Origin of the sequence: Microbacterium sp. JB110, from assembly GCF_003335195.1 — a bacterium.
In the GTDB taxonomy this organism is placed as follows: domain Bacteria; phylum Actinomycetota; class Actinomycetes; order Actinomycetales; family Microbacteriaceae; genus Microbacterium.
On record NZ_QPGM01000003.1, the window covers coordinates 84,461 to 100,819 of the forward strand.

At 67.1% G+C, this 16,359-nt stretch carries 14 protein-coding genes; 9 read left to right on the top strand and 5 right to left on the bottom strand.

All coding sequences use genetic code 11. The annotated features are described in order from the left end of the window. Nucleotides 1-152: 152 nt before the first annotated feature. Both CIK77_RS06665 and CIK77_RS06670 read left to right on the top strand, forming a co-directional pair. Nucleotides 153-536, top strand: a complete 384-nt coding sequence (locus tag CIK77_RS06665) for a BlaI/MecI/CopY family transcriptional regulator (RefSeq protein WP_087056662.1) — start codon at nt 153-155, stop codon at nt 534-536. Nucleotides 537-540: 4 nt separating this feature from the next. Next, nucleotides 541-1,365, top strand: a complete 825-nt coding sequence (locus CIK77_RS06670; RefSeq protein ID WP_170934269.1) for a M56 family metallopeptidase — start codon at nt 541-543, stop codon at nt 1,363-1,365. Here CIK77_RS06670 and CIK77_RS06675 read toward each other — a convergent pair. Genes CIK77_RS06675 through CIK77_RS06685 form a run of 3 tightly spaced genes read right to left on the bottom strand, consistent with a single transcriptional unit; the run spans nt 1,352 to nt 4,492 of the window. Further along, a complete protein-coding gene (locus CIK77_RS06675) occupies nt 1,352-3,088 on the bottom strand; it encodes a copper resistance protein CopC (protein ID WP_087056660.1) in 1,737 nt (578 codons plus the stop codon). The genes CIK77_RS06670 and CIK77_RS06675 overlap by 14 nt on opposite strands. Beyond that, nucleotides 3,085-3,816, bottom strand: coding sequence for a YcnI family copper-binding membrane protein (locus CIK77_RS06680; RefSeq protein WP_087056659.1), 732 nt, complete (start codon nt 3,814-3,816; stop codon nt 3,085-3,087). Before CIK77_RS06680 ends, CIK77_RS06675 begins: the two co-directional genes overlap by 4 nt. 52 nt (nt 3,817-3,868) lie before the next feature. Continuing rightward, nucleotides 3,869-4,492, bottom strand: coding sequence for a DUF5134 domain-containing protein (locus CIK77_RS06685; RefSeq protein WP_087056658.1), 624 nt, complete (start codon nt 4,490-4,492; stop codon nt 3,869-3,871). A gap of 105 nt (nt 4,493-4,597) precedes the next feature. Here CIK77_RS06685 and CIK77_RS06690 point away from each other — a divergent pair, with 105 nt between their 5' ends. The 4 genes from CIK77_RS06690 to CIK77_RS06705 all read left to right on the top strand — a co-directional run bounded on the left by CIK77_RS06690 (nt 4,598) and on the right by CIK77_RS06705 (nt 10,569). Continuing rightward, complete coding sequence (locus CIK77_RS06690; protein WP_170934268.1) at nt 4,598-4,825, top strand: heavy-metal-associated domain-containing protein; 228 nt, start codon at nt 4,598-4,600, stop codon at nt 4,823-4,825. Next, nucleotides 4,818-6,887, top strand: a complete 2,070-nt coding sequence (locus CIK77_RS06695) for a cytochrome c oxidase assembly protein (RefSeq protein WP_087056656.1) — start codon at nt 4,818-4,820, stop codon at nt 6,885-6,887. The genes CIK77_RS06690 and CIK77_RS06695 overlap by 8 nt, the downstream gene beginning before the upstream one ends. Continuing rightward, the gene (locus CIK77_RS06700) at nt 6,884-9,148 is read left to right on the top strand and encodes a heavy metal translocating P-type ATPase (RefSeq protein ID WP_087056655.1); all 2,265 of its coding nucleotides are present in this window, start codon (nt 6,884-6,886) and stop codon (nt 9,146-9,148) included. Before CIK77_RS06695 ends, CIK77_RS06700 begins: the two co-directional genes overlap by 4 nt. Before the next feature lie 128 nt (nt 9,149-9,276). Further along, nucleotides 9,277-10,569: an IS256 family transposase gene (locus tag CIK77_RS06705; RefSeq protein ID WP_087056728.1), complete on the top strand. Its 1,293-nt coding sequence runs from the start codon at nt 9,277-9,279 to the stop codon at nt 10,567-10,569. Nucleotides 10,570-11,193: 624 nt separating this feature from the next. Here the strand turns inward: CIK77_RS06705 and CIK77_RS06710 are convergent. After that, complete coding sequence (locus CIK77_RS06710) at nt 11,194-11,766, bottom strand: helix-turn-helix domain-containing protein (RefSeq protein WP_087056654.1); 573 nt, start codon at nt 11,764-11,766, stop codon at nt 11,194-11,196. A 47-nt stretch (nt 11,767-11,813) separates the two neighbouring features. Here CIK77_RS06710 and CIK77_RS06715 point away from each other — a divergent pair, with 47 nt between their 5' ends. The 3 genes from CIK77_RS06715 to CIK77_RS06725 all read left to right on the top strand — a co-directional run bounded on the left by CIK77_RS06715 (nt 11,814) and on the right by CIK77_RS06725 (nt 15,265). After that, nucleotides 11,814-13,667, top strand: a complete 1,854-nt coding sequence (locus CIK77_RS06715; protein WP_087056653.1) for an FAD-dependent oxidoreductase — start codon at nt 11,814-11,816, stop codon at nt 13,665-13,667. Nucleotides 13,668-13,931: 264 nt separating this feature from the next. Then, nucleotides 13,932-14,576 carry a TetR/AcrR family transcriptional regulator gene (locus CIK77_RS06720; protein WP_087056652.1) on the top strand — a complete coding sequence of 215 codons (645 nt, stop codon included), beginning with the start codon at nt 13,932-13,934 and terminating at the stop codon, nt 14,574-14,576. Nucleotides 14,577-14,728: 152 nt separating this feature from the next. Next, entirely contained in the window at nt 14,729-15,265 is a 537-nt protein-coding gene (locus tag CIK77_RS06725; RefSeq protein ID WP_212647537.1) for an MBL fold metallo-hydrolase, read from the top strand. A gap of 380 nt (nt 15,266-15,645) precedes the next feature. On the opposite strand, the gene CIK77_RS06730 is transcribed toward CIK77_RS06725, so the two are convergent. Further along, nucleotides 15,646-16,191 (bottom strand): CPBP family intramembrane glutamic endopeptidase, encoded by a 546-nt coding sequence (locus CIK77_RS06730; RefSeq protein ID WP_087056650.1) that lies wholly within the window; start codon nt 16,189-16,191, stop codon nt 15,646-15,648. Nucleotides 16,192-16,359 lie beyond the last annotated feature (168 nt).

The window sequence follows — 16,359 nt, forward strand, 5'->3', positions numbered from 1 at the left end:
GTCGACACGTATGTCGGCGGCTTGCACGGAGGGGTGCCATCGGATAATTCGGCGGTCTCTCCGAAGGATCCCAGGGGTATCGCGCGGGCGACGGCGATCGAAACGTCATCGGGTGACTACCTCTTGTAGAGTAAGGGGGGAGGAGGTGGCTGATGGCTGGGGAGCGGACGCGTGAGCGCGGTGAGCTTGAGGCTGAGGTGATGCGCATTCTCTGGGAGCACGGTGAGCCGATGAGCGTGCGGGAGGTTCAGGCCGTGTTCTCGGGTCGTGTTCCCGCGTATACGACTCTGATGACGGCGCTGGAGCGGCTGCAGAAGAAGGGGCAGGTCGTCCGCTCGGGGGAGTCTCCTCGGAAGGTGCGGTTTGCGGCGGCCCGTTCCGGGGATGAGCATGTGAGCCTGTCGATGATGTCGGCGTTGGAGGGAGCGGGAGATCGCGAGGCGGCGCTCCTGAAGTTCGCCGGGAACCTTGCGGCCGATGACGTGGAGCTGCTGCGAAGGGCGATTGCCCCGGCCCGAACGAGGAAGCGCCGGTAGCGACGTGGTTCCCGTTCTGGGGTGCATCACCGGTGCCGTGCTGCTGCTGGTGTTCGCCCCGTGGGTGCTGACGATGGGGCGGTGGCAGGTGCGGTTTCCTCGCACCGCGTTGACGTTGTGGTTCAGCGCGTTCTTCGCCGGCTGTGCCCTGATGCTCGGGGCCGTGGCGGCGGCGATCCTGGTGAGCATCGGCGCGGCGAGGGTGCCGACGGCGGCGGAGGCGATCTCTGTGACGATGGCGGCGTGGCTGAGCCTGGGTGCGGTGGGGGCGGTGCTCGCGTTCGTGTCGGTCTCGGCGGAGCCGTTGACGGCATCGCAGCGGGAGTCGGTGCGGCGGCTGGCTCCGGTCGCGGTGGCGCGGGAGAGACGGCCCGGGTTCACGCTGGTGTGGTTCGACTCCGAGGAGCCTGTGGCGTGCGCCGTGCCGGGCAGGTCTGCGGAGATCCTGGTCTCGACGGGGTTGAGGCGGATGCTGTCGGGGCCGCAGTTGCGTGCGGTCGTCGCTCACGAGTATGCGCATCTGCGGTATCGGCATGGGTGGGCGGTGCGGATCGCGGAGGTGAATGCGCTCTGTCTTCCGCAGCGGGTGCAGGCAGGGCGAGGGCTCAAGCGGGCGACGTTGCTGCTGGTGGAGTTGATGGCAGACGATGCGGCGGCCCGGCAGGCGGGCGCGGTGCATCTTGCGAACGCGTTGTCGCAGATGGCCGGGGCCGGGGAGGACATGGGAATGGCGCTGCGGGCGGAGCGGCTCACGCTGCGACGTTGGCCGCGCGGGGATCGGCGTCGCCTTCCCGAGCCGATCCGCGGTCTGAGGATCAGCCGATCGTGATCGGGACGATCGCTATCGGCTGCGTGTAGGTGTCGATGCGGGCGCTGACCTGCAGCTGCCACGACCCGGATACCGGGAGCGTGACGGTCGCCTTGTAGTCGCCGGTGTCTGCGTCGAGCTGGACCGTCGCCGGGAACGGGCCGAGGTCCTGATCGGGCAGGCGTGCGTCGACGGAGACTTCTCCAGTGGCGACCGGGGCGTCGTCGTACTCGAGTCGGAAGATGAGTGTGTTCTGTCCGGTCGTCGTCGGGCTGATCGTCCCGTCCACCGTGAGTCCCTGTGATTCGGCGTGCACCGGTGTCTGTGTCGCGGACGGCGCGGTCGCGACGCTGTCGTGGTGGTCGTGGGCGGGGCTGGAGTTGGTGAGGAATCCCGTGATCGCGATCACTGCGACCAGCAGCGCGGCTTCATAGCTGAGGATCCGGCCCAGGCTTGCCCATTGCAGGGCCGCGGTCGGGCGGGCGGTGATGCGGGGGAGCAGCCGGGTGCGGTTCCAGGCGGCGAGGGCGACGACCGCGGCGACGATTCCGAGTTTGAGCAGCAGAGTGCGCCCGTATCCGGTGCCGAGCACCGCGTCCCACGTTCCGACGATGAGGACGGCCATGATCGTGCCGGAGACGGCCAGGAGGATGACGCTGGCCAGCGCGAATCGGGAGAACCGGACCACCACGCGGGCGGCGGTATCCGGGTCGGTGCGCGGGGGACTCGCCGGGGTGCCCCGCTTCGCCGCGGTGCCCGGCCTCGCGGCGGCGAGGAAGCGGAGCAGGCCGAGCACACCGCCGGCCCAGAACGCGCCGGCGAGCAGGTGACCGACATCGGCGGCGATCATCAGCCACCCGGGCTCGACGGTTCGGGTGTGCCCCACCAGCACGGGCGCGCACACCGCGATACCTGCGCACACGACCCCCGCGACGCGGCCCCGTACGCTCGTGGACCCGAGTGCTGCCGACAGCGCAGCGGTCCCGGCCGCAGCGACGAGGACCACAGCGATGACCGGCGGCCAGAGGAAGCCCGGGGACCACACGCCCGGGGTGAGCAGCTCCCACAGGTGGCCGCCGACGATCCGCAACGCCGACAGTGGCACGAGCACCACGGAGGCGCCCAAAGCGGCCCCGAACGCCCAGACGAGAAGACGACGAACGCCACGGTCGGCGCCGCCCCGGGTGCGGAGCACGATCCGGTCGAAGAACAGCAGGCCGGCGAAGACGAGCAGGCCCAGATACTGCAGGACGGTCAGGAACGACACCGCGGTCTCGGTCGCCGCGGGCGTGCCGTCCAGCTCCGCCAGGTCCGGTGCGGCGCTTGTCGGGGTGCCGGCGCCGATCTGGAAGGCGATGGCTCCGCCGATGGGATGTCCGTCGGCGGAGACGATCCGGTAGCTGAGCGCGTAGGAACCGTCGGCAAGATCGTCGGGGAGGTTGATGGTGACGGTCGAATCGACCGTGCGAGCCTCGAGCACCAACGGGGTGCTGCCGTCGCCGGGGAACAGGCGGATCGCGCCGTCGATGAGCTGGACGGGCTCGTTGAATCTGAGCTCGGCGTGCGAGGGAGCCTCCTCGAGCATGGCGCCCTCCTCGGGCGTGGTGCCCAGCAGCTCCGCGTGGGCCGAGGCCGACAGCGTTCCGGTGCCGACCGCAAGCAGGACGCCGAGCAGGACGGCGACCAGCCCGACCGCTCCGCGTCGCCGCCTCCGCGCTGCGTGTTCCCCGACGGCAGCGCTCATGCCCTCTTGCGTCCCCGGATCAACGCGACCACACCCGCGATCAGCCCCAGACCGCCGATCGCCAACGACGTGACCACCAGCGGAGTCTGCGCACTGTCGCCCGGCGACTGCTCCTGCGCCGTCACGGTCTCACCCTCGGCTTCGTCGCCACTGCCGTGCCCACTGCCAGTGTCATCCGCGGCGACGACAGCGAGGGCCGGGGAGGGGTGATCGAGATCTTCGGCATCCTGCCCGTCGGCGGGGATCTCCACCCACGCGGTCTCGCCCTGCTCACAGGTCTGCACCGTCGGGAAGTACAGTGTGCTCCCCGCGGCGGACTCCGGCAGCTGCACGGACAGCTCGAACGCGTCCCGCTGGTCGGCCGGCAGTGCAGTCGTGGCCGTGTAGACGACCTCGGAGACCCGCTCGGTGACCTCATTGCCGTGACTGTCGGTGATCGGGGTCTCAAGGGCCTCGTCGACCTTCTCGACGGAGTAGAACCCGTTGCGCGTCGGGGTGACGGCATTGATCCCATCCGGGATCTTGATCGATACCGACGTCGTCGCCGACCCGTCACATCCGTGCGGGACGCTGAACGTCAAGATCGCATACGAGCCCGCCTCATCGGTATCCGACCCGACGGTCACGTGCGCGCTCGCCGCGCTCGCGCCGGCGAAGGTCAGCGCGAGTGCGCCGAGCGCGGCGGCGCCGCCGACCAGCAGCGGACGCCTCGTAGTGCGTGAATGCATGATTGCTTCTCTCTTTCTTCTGCCACCCGATGCGGTGGACGACTCGGACGGTTCACGCGGCGAGCATCAGCCAGCTCATCGCCGCCATCCCGAAGCTCATGACCGCGCCGGAGGCGACATCCCCGGTGTGCCCGCGCCAGGTCCGCGCGGGACCGCGCACGCAGTCGACGAACTCGACCAGCAGGACCACCCCGGCGACCAGCAGCGCCGCGGTCACCGCGATGCCCGTCGCGGCGTCCCATCCGGAGACCGCAGCATGCGCGTGCGCAGCCGACAGTCCCAGATCGTGACCGGATACCGGTGCGGCCTCGCCGACAGGGTTCATGGCGGCGACCATCCACACCATCGCGAGCATCATCACTGCGTGCCCGGCCTGATGCCACGGCCCGTGTCCGCCGAGGACGCGGCGCGGAATCGTCCGCCGCACCTGCAGCACGAGCAGCACCAGGAACCATGCGGTTGCAATGCTGAACAGCACGATCTGCCACGACCCCGGGATCATGGCCCACCAGGGCCAGGGCATCGCAGCCATGTCGGCCGCCATCAGCACGTGCAGACCGTGTCCGAGCGCCTGCGCCGGCCGGCTCCGATCGACCACGATCCGGTATGCCGAATGCACGGCGAGCGCCGCGAACACGACGGTGAACGTCCACTGCAGCGCCGGATCGGCGACCATCAGAACCTCGTATCTCTACATCACGTAGTAGTCACAGTAATGGTCGGCACCCGTTCCGCAAAACTACGTGTTGTAGAGTTAATTCATGGAGCCGGGAGGTGCGATGTGGCGGAGCTGGAGTTCTGGGTCGACGGGATGAGCTGCGCGCACTGCGAGCGTGCGGTCACCGCGGAGCTCTCGGCGCTGGATGGAGTCGACGATGTCCGGGTCGATGTCGTCTCCGGGCGCGTGCAGGTGACCCATGATGCGCCGCTGCTCCAAGCTGTCGTGGCGCAGGCGATCCACGATGCCGGCTACGAGCTGAGATCCTGGCCGACCGATCTCCATGACTGAGACCAGTCTCGGGCGGGCGGCCCCGCGGCTCGACCAGCCGCCCCGGACAGAGCGCCGCGGTGTGGAAGGCGTGCTCGTTGCCGGATTCTTGCTGCTGGCTGTCGGCGTGCCGACTCTGGTGACGGTGCTGCTCGGTGAGAGGCCGTACGAGAAGATCTTCGTCAGCTTCCCCGGTCTGGATGTCGGCGTGACCACGACCGTGCTGCTGGTGGGCGCGAACGCGGCGAGGCTGGTCAGCATCGGAGCCCTGGTGCACGTGCTGTTCCTGCGGGCCAGCACGCCCAGACGGGCGCGCACCGTGGAGCAGAGCTTCGAGGTGACGGTGCTGCGGGTCGCGTCCGGGGTCTGGGCGGCATGCGCCGCCGGGCTGGTGCTCTTCGAGGCGCTGGATGCGAACGGGGCGCCGCTGTCGCGGCTGGGCATCCCGGGCGCGTTCGCATTCCTCTTCGAGGCGAGTTACGCGCCCATGGCGTGGACGATCAGTCTCGTCGCGGCGCTGGTGGTGCTCTTCGCCGCGTTCTTCGCCGATCGGTGGACGGGGCTGCTCATCCCGTTGTGGGCATCGGCGATCGCCCTGCTCGCCCCGGTGGTGTCGGGGCAGGTGCTCGTCGGCCCGGACCACGATTTCGGCAGCGACGCCGCGGTCTTCCAGACCCTCGCCGCGAACGCGTTCTTCGGCGCGATCGTCGTCGCCACGCTCCGGGTGGCCTCCGGACGCCTCGTCGCGCATCAGACGTTGCGTCGCCTGTTCCTGCTGGGCGCAGTCGCCCTGCCCGTCATCGCCGTGACCGATCTGGTGATCGCCGTCTTCAAGCTCGCCGGCAGCGCCCCGACCGCATCCCTGACCGGCTGGTTGATCCTCGCCCGCGCGGCATGCCTCACCGTCCTCATCGTCACCGTCGGGTTCGGCGCCTGGTGGTGGCGGCGCGGCGCGCTGCGCGCCCACCGCATCACCGCACTGCTGACCGTCTTCACGCTGGCGGTCACGGCGTGGGTCGGGATCACGGTCGCGATGACCCGGCAGCCGCCGCCGCAGTACTTCGTGCCGACCAGCATCGAGCAGGTCTTCATGGGGTTCGAGGTCCCCGATCCGCCCACGGTGGCTGTGCTGTTCGGGCAGTGGCGACCCAATCTGCTGTTCCTCGGCATCGCCGCGGCCGCGATCACCGTGTATCTCGTGGCCGCACGCGTGCTGCACCGGCGGGGGGATCGGTGGCCGGCCGGTCGTACCGTGTCATGGATGCTGGGCTGGACGGTCGTGGTGGTGGCGACCAGTTCCGGGTTCGGGAAGTACTCCGCCCCGGATTTCGGGGTGCACATGATCGTGCACATGACCCTGAACATGCTCGCCCCCGGCCTGCTCGTGCTGGGAGGCATCCTCACGCTGCTGCTGCGCGCCACCACGTCCCGACCGCACCGGCCTGCCGGCGTGCACGACTGGCTGAGGTGGGTGATGCACTGGCCGGTGCTGCGATTCCTCTACAACCCGCTGATCGTGTTCATCGTCTTCATCGGCTCCTATTACGGCCTGTACCTCACCGGTATCTTCGGCGACTACATGCGCTTCCACTGGGCGCACCAGCTGATGAATCTGCATTTCCTCATCGTCGGATACCTGTACTACAGCCTCATCATCGGCGTCGACCGGCCGCCCCGCCCGCTCCCGCACATCGGCAAGCTCGGCTACGTGCTCGCCGCGATGCCCTTCCACGCGTTCTTCGGCATCATCCTGATGACCGGCACGACGATCATCGCCGAGAACTTCTACCGTTATCTCGATACGCCCTGGGCGGACCTTCCCGCGCAGCAGTATTTCGGCGGTGGCGTCGCCTGGGCCGGCGGTGAGATCCCGCTCCTGGTCGTGGTCGTCGTCCTGGTGACACAGTGGAGCCGGCAGGATGCCCGCGAGGCGCGCCGAAAGGACCGGCACATCGACACCGGCCGGGATGAGGAGTTCGACGCCTACAACCAGATGCTCGAGCGCCTCGCCGATCGCGAGGACACCCACCCCGCCCCGGTGCCGGCCGGGAGCACCCCGCTCCGGAAGGAACCACCCTCATGACCCTCGACCTGACGCCCGCCACCGGGGTTGACGAGACGATCGAACTGGACATCTCGGGGATGACCTGTGCCGCGTGCGCAGGCCGGGTCGAGCGGGCGCTGAACAAGCTCGACGGCGTCACCGTGACAGTGAACTACGCCACCGAACGCGCGCTGCTCGCCGGGCTGCCGGAACAACATGCCGACCTCGCGATCGCCCAGGTCGAGAACGCCGGCTACGGCGCGCACCTGCGTGACGGCGCCGACGACGCATGGTCGACCCGTGCCACCGAGGTGCGCATCACCTCGCTGCGACGCCGCCTAGCCATCGCGGCACTGCTCACCGTGCCGCTGATGGACATCACCATCGTCCTCGCCCTCGTCCCCGGGTGGCGGTTCCCCGGCTGGGAATGGGCTTGCGTGCTCCTCGCCCTGCCCATCGTGACCTGGGCGGCATGGCCGTTCCACCGCGCCACGATCCGCAACCTCCGCCACGGCGCCGTCAGCATGGACACCCTCGTCTCCCTCGGCATCGCAGCGTCCTTCGGCTGGGCGGTCGCGACCCTCCTGTTCGGGCTCGGCGACACCGGCGGCGGATACTGGCTCGGGTTCGGCGCCACCCCGGCAGGGGCCGACTCGATCTACCTCGACGTCGCCGCCGGGATGACCACATTCCAGCTCGCCGGCCGATATTTCGAGACCCGCTCCCGCCGCAAAGCCGGCGACGTCCTCGGTGCGCTCAACGCACTCGCCTCCACCCACGTCAGAATCCTCCGCGACGGCATCGAAGCCGTCGAACCCGCCACCGCCCTCCGCGTCGGCGACGTGTTCGTCGTCCTGCCCGGTGAGACCATCCCCGCCGACGGTACCGTCCAGCACGGTGCCGCCGCGATCGACGCGAGCATGATGACCGGCGAGCCCGTCCCCGTCGCCGTGACCCCCGGCGCCCCGGTCACCGGCGGGACGATCAGCACCGACGGACGCCTGGAGGTCGTCGCCACCTCCGTCGGCGCCAACACGCAGCTGGCGCAGATGGCAGCGCTCACCGAACAGGCGCAGGCGCGCAAGGCCCGCGTCCAGGCAGTCGTCGACCGGATCGTCACCTGGTTCGTCCCGGCCGTCATCGCCCTCGCGATCCTCGTCGGCACCGCCTGGGCGCTCGCCGGAACGCCCACTCAGCAGGCATTCGGGACCGGCATCAGCGTGCTCATCATCGCGTGCCCCTGCGCCCTGGGGCTGGCCACCCCGACCGCGCTCATGGTCGGCATCGGCCGTGCCGCGACCCTCGGCATCCTCATCAAAGGCCACGACGCCCTCGAAGCCTCCGGCGGCATCACCACCGTCGTGCTCGACAAGACGGGCACCCTCACCACCGGGCGGATGAGCGTCGAGACCGTGACCCCGCTCGACATCACCGCACCCGAACTGCTCCGCCTGACCGCATCGGTCGAACGCGGATCAGAGCACGTCATCGCCCGGGCCATCGAGCACGAGGCCCAGCAGCACATCACCGATCTGCTCCCCGTCGAGGACTTCACCGCATTGCCCGGCCTCGGCGCCTCCGCCCGCATCGCGGGGACGCGCATCCTCATCGGCAGCCTCCGCCTCGCCACAGAACACGGCATCCCCGTCCCCGACGACGCGCAAGCCGCGATCGACCAGGCGGATGCCGCAGGGCACACCACCGTGCTCATCGCACGCGATGGCACCCTCATCGGGGTGATCGCCCTCGCCGACACCCTCAAACCACACGCGGGCCTCGCCGTCGCCGCACTCCGCGAGCAGGGACTCGAGACCGTCCTGCTCACCGGCGACACTCCAGCGGCGGGCGCCCGGATCGCGACCGAGCTCGGCATCGACCTGGTCCACGCCGGCGTCGCACCCGCGCAGAAGGCCGACCTGATCCGCTCCCTCCAGGCTGATGGACGTAAGGTCGCGATGGTCGGTGACGGCATCAACGATGCGATCGCCCTCGCCACCGCCGACTTGGGTCTGGCGATCGTCACTGGCACCGATATCGCCCTGAAAGCGGCCGACATCATCCTCGTCCGCGACGATCTCCTCGTCATCCCCGACGCCATCTCGATCTCTCGCCGGACCCTGCGCACCATCCGCACGAACCTCGTCTGGGCGTTCGGCTACAACGTCGCCGCCATCCCCATCGCCGCAGCAGGCCTCCTCAACCCCCTCATCGCCGCCGCCGCGATGTCGCTCTCCTCCGTCCTCGTCGTCTACAACAGCCTCCGCATCCAACACGTAAAAGGACACACAGCCCACCGCTGATCGCAAGAAGGCCACGGGAGACTCCAGCGCTCCCCGTAGCGCGTCAAGATGCTCACGAGGGACTGTGGATTTAATGGTGTTTCCGGCCTGACGCGCCGCGCGTGATGCGTGGCGGGAAAGGTGCCGTGATGAGCACGACACTGGATGCTGTGAGTCCGAAGAAACACCACGATGATGACCGTTCCGCGGAGGCCGCTGCGGCGGCAGAGCTGGTCCGGCTGGCCAAGGAACAGGGCCTGTCCCTGACCGGCCCCGACGGGTTGTTGAAGTTGTTTACGAAGAACGTGCTCGAGACGGCGTTGAACGAGGAGCTGACCGAACACCTCGGGCATGAGAAGAACCGTGCCGACCCGGGTCGCGAGGGCAGGAACGTGCGCAACGGCGCGAGGCCGAAGACGGTGCTGACCGAAGCGACCGGGCAGGTCACGATCGATGTGCCGCGCGATCGTGACGGATCGTTCGAGCCGCAGATCGTGCGCAAACGCCAACGCCGTCTGAACGGGGTCGAGGAGATCGTCCTGTCGCTCTATGCGAACGGGCTGACGACGGGCGAGATCTCGGCGCACTTCGCGCAGATCTATGGGGCCTCGGTCAGCAAGGAGACGATCTCAAGGATCACGGACAAGGTCATCGAGGAGATGAACGAGTGGTCAGCGCGCCCGCTCGACGAGGTTTACGCGGCGATCTTCATCGATGCGATCGTGGTGAAGATCCGCGACGGACAAGTCGCCAACCGGCCGGTCTATGCCGCGATCGGCGTCACTCTGGCAGGGGAGAAAGACGTCCTCGGGCTGTGGGCTGGGCAAGGTGGTGAGGGCGCGAAGTTCTGGATGAGTGTCCTGACCGACATGAAGAACCGGGGCGTGCGTGACACGTTCTTCCTCGTCTGCGACGGCCTCAAAGGACTCCCCGAGGTGGTGTCGAACGTGTGGCCGCTCACGACGGTGCAGACCTGCATCATCCATCTGATCCGTAACACGTTCCGGTTGGCGTCGAAGAAGGACTGGGACGCCCTCAAGCGTGACGTGAAGCCGATCTATACCGCCCCGAACCCCAACGCCGCCCGGGCCGCGCTGGAGGACCTCGACGAGAAATGGGGCAAGAAGTACGGCGCGATCATCCGGCTGTGGGAGTCCGCGTGGGAAGAGTTCATCCCGTTCCTGGACTACGACATCGAGATCCGCACCGTGATCTGCTCGACCAACGCGATCGAATCACTCAACGCCAGATACCGGCGTGCAGTCCGAGCACGTGGGCATTTCCCGACCGAGCAGGCAGCGCTGAAGTGCCTGTATCTTGTCACCAGATCACTCGACCCGACCGGTGCGGGACGAGTCCGATGGACAATGCGCTGGAAGCCCGCTCTCAACGCGTTCGCCATCACCTTCGCCGACCGCTGGCCGGCCGCGGAGACCTACTAAATGAAAACCGCCGGAAACACCGTTACCGAGATAGTCCCGCTCACGAAAGGCGGCCTGGTCTTGCTCGCGAAACGCCGGCGCTGATCGCGGCGACGAGGCGGATCAGTCTGGTCTGGATTGCGATGATGTCTCGGGTGAGGTCGGGCGGGGTTGACCTGGTCGAACAGTGCGGTCAGCTCAGCCGACGTCTCTGTAGTGAGGACACTGGAGTTGATGACCCCCTGGCAGGGGCGCGGGCCCATCCTAGATGCGGACGCTCTTGCCGTTTGCGGTTCGTGCGGTAGCTGATCGCTTTGATAGCTGCGGTGAACATGTTCAACCTGACCCGGAGGAGCGCGTGAAGCTCGTTGAGTAGCCGCAGCTCGAACCCCTTTGGCACTCTGAATCGGCGTGGCCGCTACCGAACTGGCCTGTTCTCAGGATTTCGAATGCATCGAGCGAATACGACAAGTTCCTGTCGTCAGCGTTCATTGCCAGAATGTTGCCTGGTGCCCGCCCTGCCGAGTCGGCGAATCCGAGTGCGAGTGATCGCCGTCGAGCGTGACTAGAAGCAGCTACACCTGCTCGCCGCGGAGAGTCCGAGCTTGACCGTCATCGAACCCCGCCGCGGCGAGCGTGGGGCCGTCAGGCGTGGCGGTGTCCGGGGAGGTGGGCGTGGTCGCCGTCATGGTCGAAGATGGTGAGGATCTCGGCAGGGTCCTTGTGCGCCTTGACGGCGTGGGGGGTCATGGTGGTGAACTCGGCGGCTTGGCCTTCGTGGACGAGGATGGTGCGTTCACCGAGTTGCAGATGGACGGTGCCGGTGAGCACGGTGAACCATTCGTATCCGGGGTGGACCTGCGCGCCGCCCAGGTCGCGGTCCGGCGTGATGCGCATTTTGGCAATGGTCACGCCGCGACGATCCCGCTCCCTGGAGAGCAACCACACAGTGGCGCCGGCGATGGGTTCGGGCTCGGGGCGGATCACGACGTCCTCGTCGCTGTCGGGTTCGACGAGTTGATCCACGCTGGTTCCGAGGGCGCGAGCGATGGCGACGAGCTGTTCCAGCGCGATGCGGCGACTCCCAGTCTCGATTCGACTCAGGGTTGATGTGGACACGAAGCATCGAGCGGCGAGCGTGTCGAGCGTCCATCCCCGCGACACGCGGAGCCCTCGTATTCTCTGGCGAACGACCTCATCCAGTTTTTCTTGCGTCATACGCAAAAGCATATGCCATATGAGCGAATCTGCGTTAGCGTCGCCCCATGACTTCTCACGTTGCCCGTCATCCAGTTCACCCCCACGAGTTCTCAGCGAAGCACGCTGAGCACCTCGATCGGGAAGCCGTTCTATCCCAGGACCTGACCGCGCGGGGGTTGGATCGCGCTGTTTCTGCTCTGGATCGTCCTGTGCGGACAGTGCTTGATCTGGGCTCCGGCACCGGGGCTGGCACGGTCGCCCTCGCACGACGATTCCCGCACGCGCAAGTGCACGGCCTGGACCTGTCCACGGAGCTGCTCGATCGACTCACGGGTGCTGCCGCAGCTGCGGGTGTCGCCGACCGGGTACACGCCCACCAGGTCGATCTTGACGAGGACTGGACGAATGTCGTGCCGTCCGGCGTGGACGTGGTGTGGGCCTCACTGTCGTTGCATCACGTCGCAGATCCGCTGCAGGTTCTGCGACGGGCACTGTCTGTGCTGCGGCCGGGCGGAGTGCTGGTGGCGACGGAGATGCGCGGATCGATCGCCCTCACGCCTGACGACCTGGGCACCGGGCGGGAAGGGTTAGCTGATCGCGTCGCCGAGGGTCTGGCCGCGCTGGGCTATCCTTCCACGGCCGATTGGACCGTTCCCCTTGCCGAGGCGGGTTTCGCACCCACGCAGCTCGAACTGGCGGATCTCACTGTGGCAGGCGATTCCGCTGAAGGAGCCGCGTACGTGGCCACCCAGATATCGGCATGGCGCAACAGTCTCGCTCGCTGGATGTCGAGCGAGGATCTCGTCGCCCTGGAGGCAGCCAAGCACGAGGTGAGCGCCGGTTCATCGCCCGTCACCGCGACCTCCGGGCGCGCTGTGTGGGTGGCTGTGCGCCCCGACGTCGACACCAGCACAGTGAACGCTCCAGCTACCGGTTCTGCATCGACGAGTGTCGACGCAGAACCGGAGACGCTCGAGGCAGAGGTGGTCGTCGTCGGTGGCGGTGCCGCGGGGTTGGCTGCTGCGATCGCAATGGGCCGCTCCCGCCGAAACGTTGTCGTGATCGACGTCGGCGAGCCACGCAACGCACCTGCGGATGGCATCCACAACGCGCTCGGCAACGAGGGCATTTCACCGCTGGAGCTGCTGGCCAAGGGGCGCGTCGAAGCGGAATCTGTCGGTGTGCGCATCGTTCAAGGAGCGGCCACCGCCGCTCACGGCACGATCGACGACTTCACGATCGATGTCGATGCGGGAAAGCTCAGCGTTCATGCCCGCCGCGTCGTCCTCGCAACCGGGTTGATCGACGTGCTCCCGGAGGTGCCCGGGGTGCGTGAGGCATGGGGGCACACAGTGCTGCATTGCCCGTTCTGTCACGGATGGGAGGTGCGCGACCAGCGCATCGCGATCCTCACCCGTGACGACATCGCGGTGCATCACGCCATGCTGTTCCGCCAGCTCTCGGAGAGCGTCACGCTCTTTCTCCACGAGGCTGCCAACCCCACTCCCGAGCAGCAAGCGCAACTGGACGCCCTCGGTGTCGCCGTCATCCGCCCCCGGGTGGAACGGCTGCACGTGGATGGCACCGAGGTGCGCAGCATCGAAGTCGACGGCGGCGACTCGTATGACGTTGATGCCGTGGTCATCGCGCCCCGCTTCAACGCGCGCACCGAGCTGTACGAGGCGCTGGGCGGCGAGGCCACCATCACGCCGTTCGGTCAGCAGATCGCGGCGGATGCCCGCGGAGCGACAGCGGTGCCCGGCGTATTCACTGCAGGCAATGCCAGCGAACCGATGGCCATGCTCGTCGCCTCGACGGCCTCAGGAGTGATGACCGGTTCCGCCGCGCACGGAGACCTCGCCTTCGCCGACCTGAACCGTGCCGTGCAGGCACACCACGCCGAGGGCCTGTCGGCATGACCATCGGGCTCGCATCGGCGGTCTTCTAAATTCCGACCCGGTGCAGCGTCATCCGGCGCGAACCTGTGCGCTGACTCTTCCTCCGCAAGAGCCCTGCCGCCGTGCCGAACTAGGCCGAGGACGCCACCAACGGCCCCGAGTATGACCGGCACACCACGCCGCCCGCCATGGTCGCCCGACGAAATCGCCTTCATACCGGCAGCACCGTCGATTGCCTAGAATCGGATTCGGAACATCCGTATCCAGATACGCTACGATCACCACATGGCTGCTTCCCTTGCTCGAGCACCCCGGGCGGATGCCCAGCGCAATCGGCAGCGCGTGATGGACGCCGCTGCCCGCGTGTTCGCCGAGCGCGGGGCGGAGGCGACCCTGAACGACATCGCCTGCGCCGCCGGCGTCGGAGTCGGCACGGTATACCGGAAGTTCCCGGACAAGGAGGCGTTGTTCGATGCACTCTTCGACGAGAAGATCGAGGCCCTGGTCGAGCTGGCCGAGCAAGCGTCGAAGCTCACGGACGCCGGAGTCGCATTCAGGGGACTGCTGCTCGGCGTGATGACCAAACGCGCTTCCGATCGCGGTCTCGACGCCATCCTCACCTCCCCGGGCCGCGGCACCCGGTTCGCGGAGGAACTAGGGCAGCGATTCCTACCTACTGTCGATCGCCTCGTCGCCCGTGCAATCGACGCCGGCGAACTCCGGGCCGACTTCAGCGGGCACGAGGTCTGCATCCTGGGGTTCATGGTCGGCAAGGTCGCTGACATCACCCGCGAAACAGGCTCCACCGTCTGGCAGCGCTACGCACAGATGGTTATCGACGGAACCCGGCATGTCCAAGGCGACGCTCCGCTCGTACCCGGCCCGCTCTCCTTCGAGCAGAACGTGGCAGCGCTCGGGCGCGCCGGCTGACAAACAATCGAATGGATCGACTGATATCCCAACCGCAACTGAGCCCCCTGGATATCCCTATCGAGGGTCTGCTCGCCACACCCTCAGCGCGCCTGCCGTATCAGCGTGACGTCCTACTCAGGTCGTATGTCCTAGAACGGGCTGAGGGCAACGTGATCATCTACAACTCGCCCGGCGTGAGCAGTTCCGCGAACGCGATCCGCGACCTCGGCGGAGCGAGCCGGCTCCTGATCAACCACAGCCATGAAGCCCTGTACGGTGCGCCCGACCTGGATGTCCCGGTGTACGTCCACGACCGTGACCGCGCGGAGGCGGCTCGGGCGATTCCCGTGGCGGGTGTGTTCGACCAGCCGCAGATGATCGACCACGACCTAAAAGTGATCCCGACACCGGGACACACCGCCGGCACGACGAGCTACCTGTGGGACAACGGCAGCCGACGGTTCTTGTTCACCGGCGACTTCATCTGGATCGAGCACGGCGAGTGGAAAGCGGTCGTCCTCGACAGCGGCGTTCGGGATGAGTACCTCGACAGCCTCGCCCTGGTGCGCGAACTCGACTTCGATGTGCTCGTCCCCTGGGGAACCACAGACGACGGCCCCTCCTACGGACTGGTCAGAGCGAGAAACGAGATCCATGACCGGATCGACGCGATCATCGACCGTGTCCGAGCCGGCGGCAACCGCTAGGACGAGGAATTCAGTTGTACGGACGACCATCGGCTGATCCGTAACCGGCTCGAAGGCAGTGCAGTTGCCAAAGACCGCGCAGTGAATTGTTGGAGCACGCCCACAGAAACACGAAAACCTTGGATGGCCAGGGGCTTTGGTTGATGATCCCGCCGGGATTTGAGACCACGTTACCGCTGTGAAAGGGGAATCGACTCCCCCGTAACGGCGTGACGGCCTTCATTTCGACCCGTGTTTACAAGGGTTCTGCGTGCGTGGAGCGCGACGTGGAAGGTCTCGTCGCTAGCGTTCGTTGCCAAGATGTTGCCACGTTTGCGCCCCTGCGGAGGCAGGTAATCCTCGTGCCTCCGAGCGTCTGGCGAGTGTCACGAGAAGCAACGCTAAAGGGTGATCAGCCCAGCGGCAACGTTGGTGACAATATGGACTACTGCGCCGGGAACGAAACTACCCGTCTTGTGACGAAGCCAGCCCAACAACCATCCGGCGGCGAATTGGACAAGGATCACGGGCCAGGTGCGCAGGTCAATGAGGAGAAGTGCGAGGTGCGGGATGATGAATACCGCCGATTGCAGGAGGTTTCCCCAGAAGAACCCAAGACGCCGCATGAGCACTCCACCCAGGAGACCACGGAACAGCACCTCTTCCCCGAGCGCTCGAAGCACGACACCGACGCCTGCACCAAACGATGTCAAGCGCGCGATCGTCACACCCGGATCGCCAAGCACTTCCGCTGGGATGAGAGCGATTGCCAGCCAACTGGTCAACAAGAGCGGAACCAGCAGAGCGAGTGCCCATCCGTAGTCTGATGGCTTGCCCCACTTCGCGCCGAGTCGGTCGAACGCTGACCTGAATGTCCGCTCGCTACCGCGCGACTGCACGATCAGGTAGATAACCGCAGGCACGCAGAAGATGACGAATTCAACCATCCCCTCAGCCTATGGCCGGCCCTCCACGCGACCGGGGAGTTGAACTGCACTCGACCCCCTCGCGCGCAGGATCATGAATCGGCTTCTCGGGCCCGGAAATACAGCGAAGTAAGCCCCTCGGTCTGTGGACAACTCCTTCAGGATTCAGGCACCTACACGGCCGGTAGC

Coding starts and splice junctions, on each gene's coding strand:
- CIK77_RS06665 (WP_087056662.1), top strand. CDS start 153: ATGGCTGGGGAGCGGACGCGTGAGCGCGGTGAGCTTGAGGCTGAGGTG.
- CIK77_RS06675 (WP_087056660.1), bottom strand. CDS start 3,088: ATGAGCGCTGCCGTCGGGGAACACGCAGCGCGGAGGCGGCGACGCGGA.
- CIK77_RS06680 (WP_087056659.1), bottom strand. CDS start 3,816: ATGCATTCACGCACTACGAGGCGTCCGCTGCTGGTCGGCGGCGCCGCC.
- CIK77_RS06685 (WP_087056658.1), bottom strand. CDS start 4,492: ATGGTCGCCGATCCGGCGCTGCAGTGGACGTTCACCGTCGTGTTCGCG.
- CIK77_RS06695 (WP_087056656.1), top strand. CDS start 4,818: ATGACTGAGACCAGTCTCGGGCGGGCGGCCCCGCGGCTCGACCAGCCG.
- CIK77_RS06700 (WP_087056655.1), top strand. CDS start 6,884: ATGACCCTCGACCTGACGCCCGCCACCGGGGTTGACGAGACGATCGAA.
- CIK77_RS06705 (WP_087056728.1), top strand. CDS start 9,277: ATGAGCACGACACTGGATGCTGTGAGTCCGAAGAAACACCACGATGAT.
- CIK77_RS06710 (WP_087056654.1), bottom strand. CDS start 11,766: ATGACGCAAGAAAAACTGGATGAGGTCGTTCGCCAGAGAATACGAGGG.
- CIK77_RS06715 (WP_087056653.1), top strand. CDS start 11,814: ATGACTTCTCACGTTGCCCGTCATCCAGTTCACCCCCACGAGTTCTCA.
- CIK77_RS06720 (WP_087056652.1), top strand. CDS start 13,932: ATGGCTGCTTCCCTTGCTCGAGCACCCCGGGCGGATGCCCAGCGCAAT.
- CIK77_RS06730 (WP_087056650.1), bottom strand. CDS start 16,191: ATGGTTGAATTCGTCATCTTCTGCGTGCCTGCGGTTATCTACCTGATC.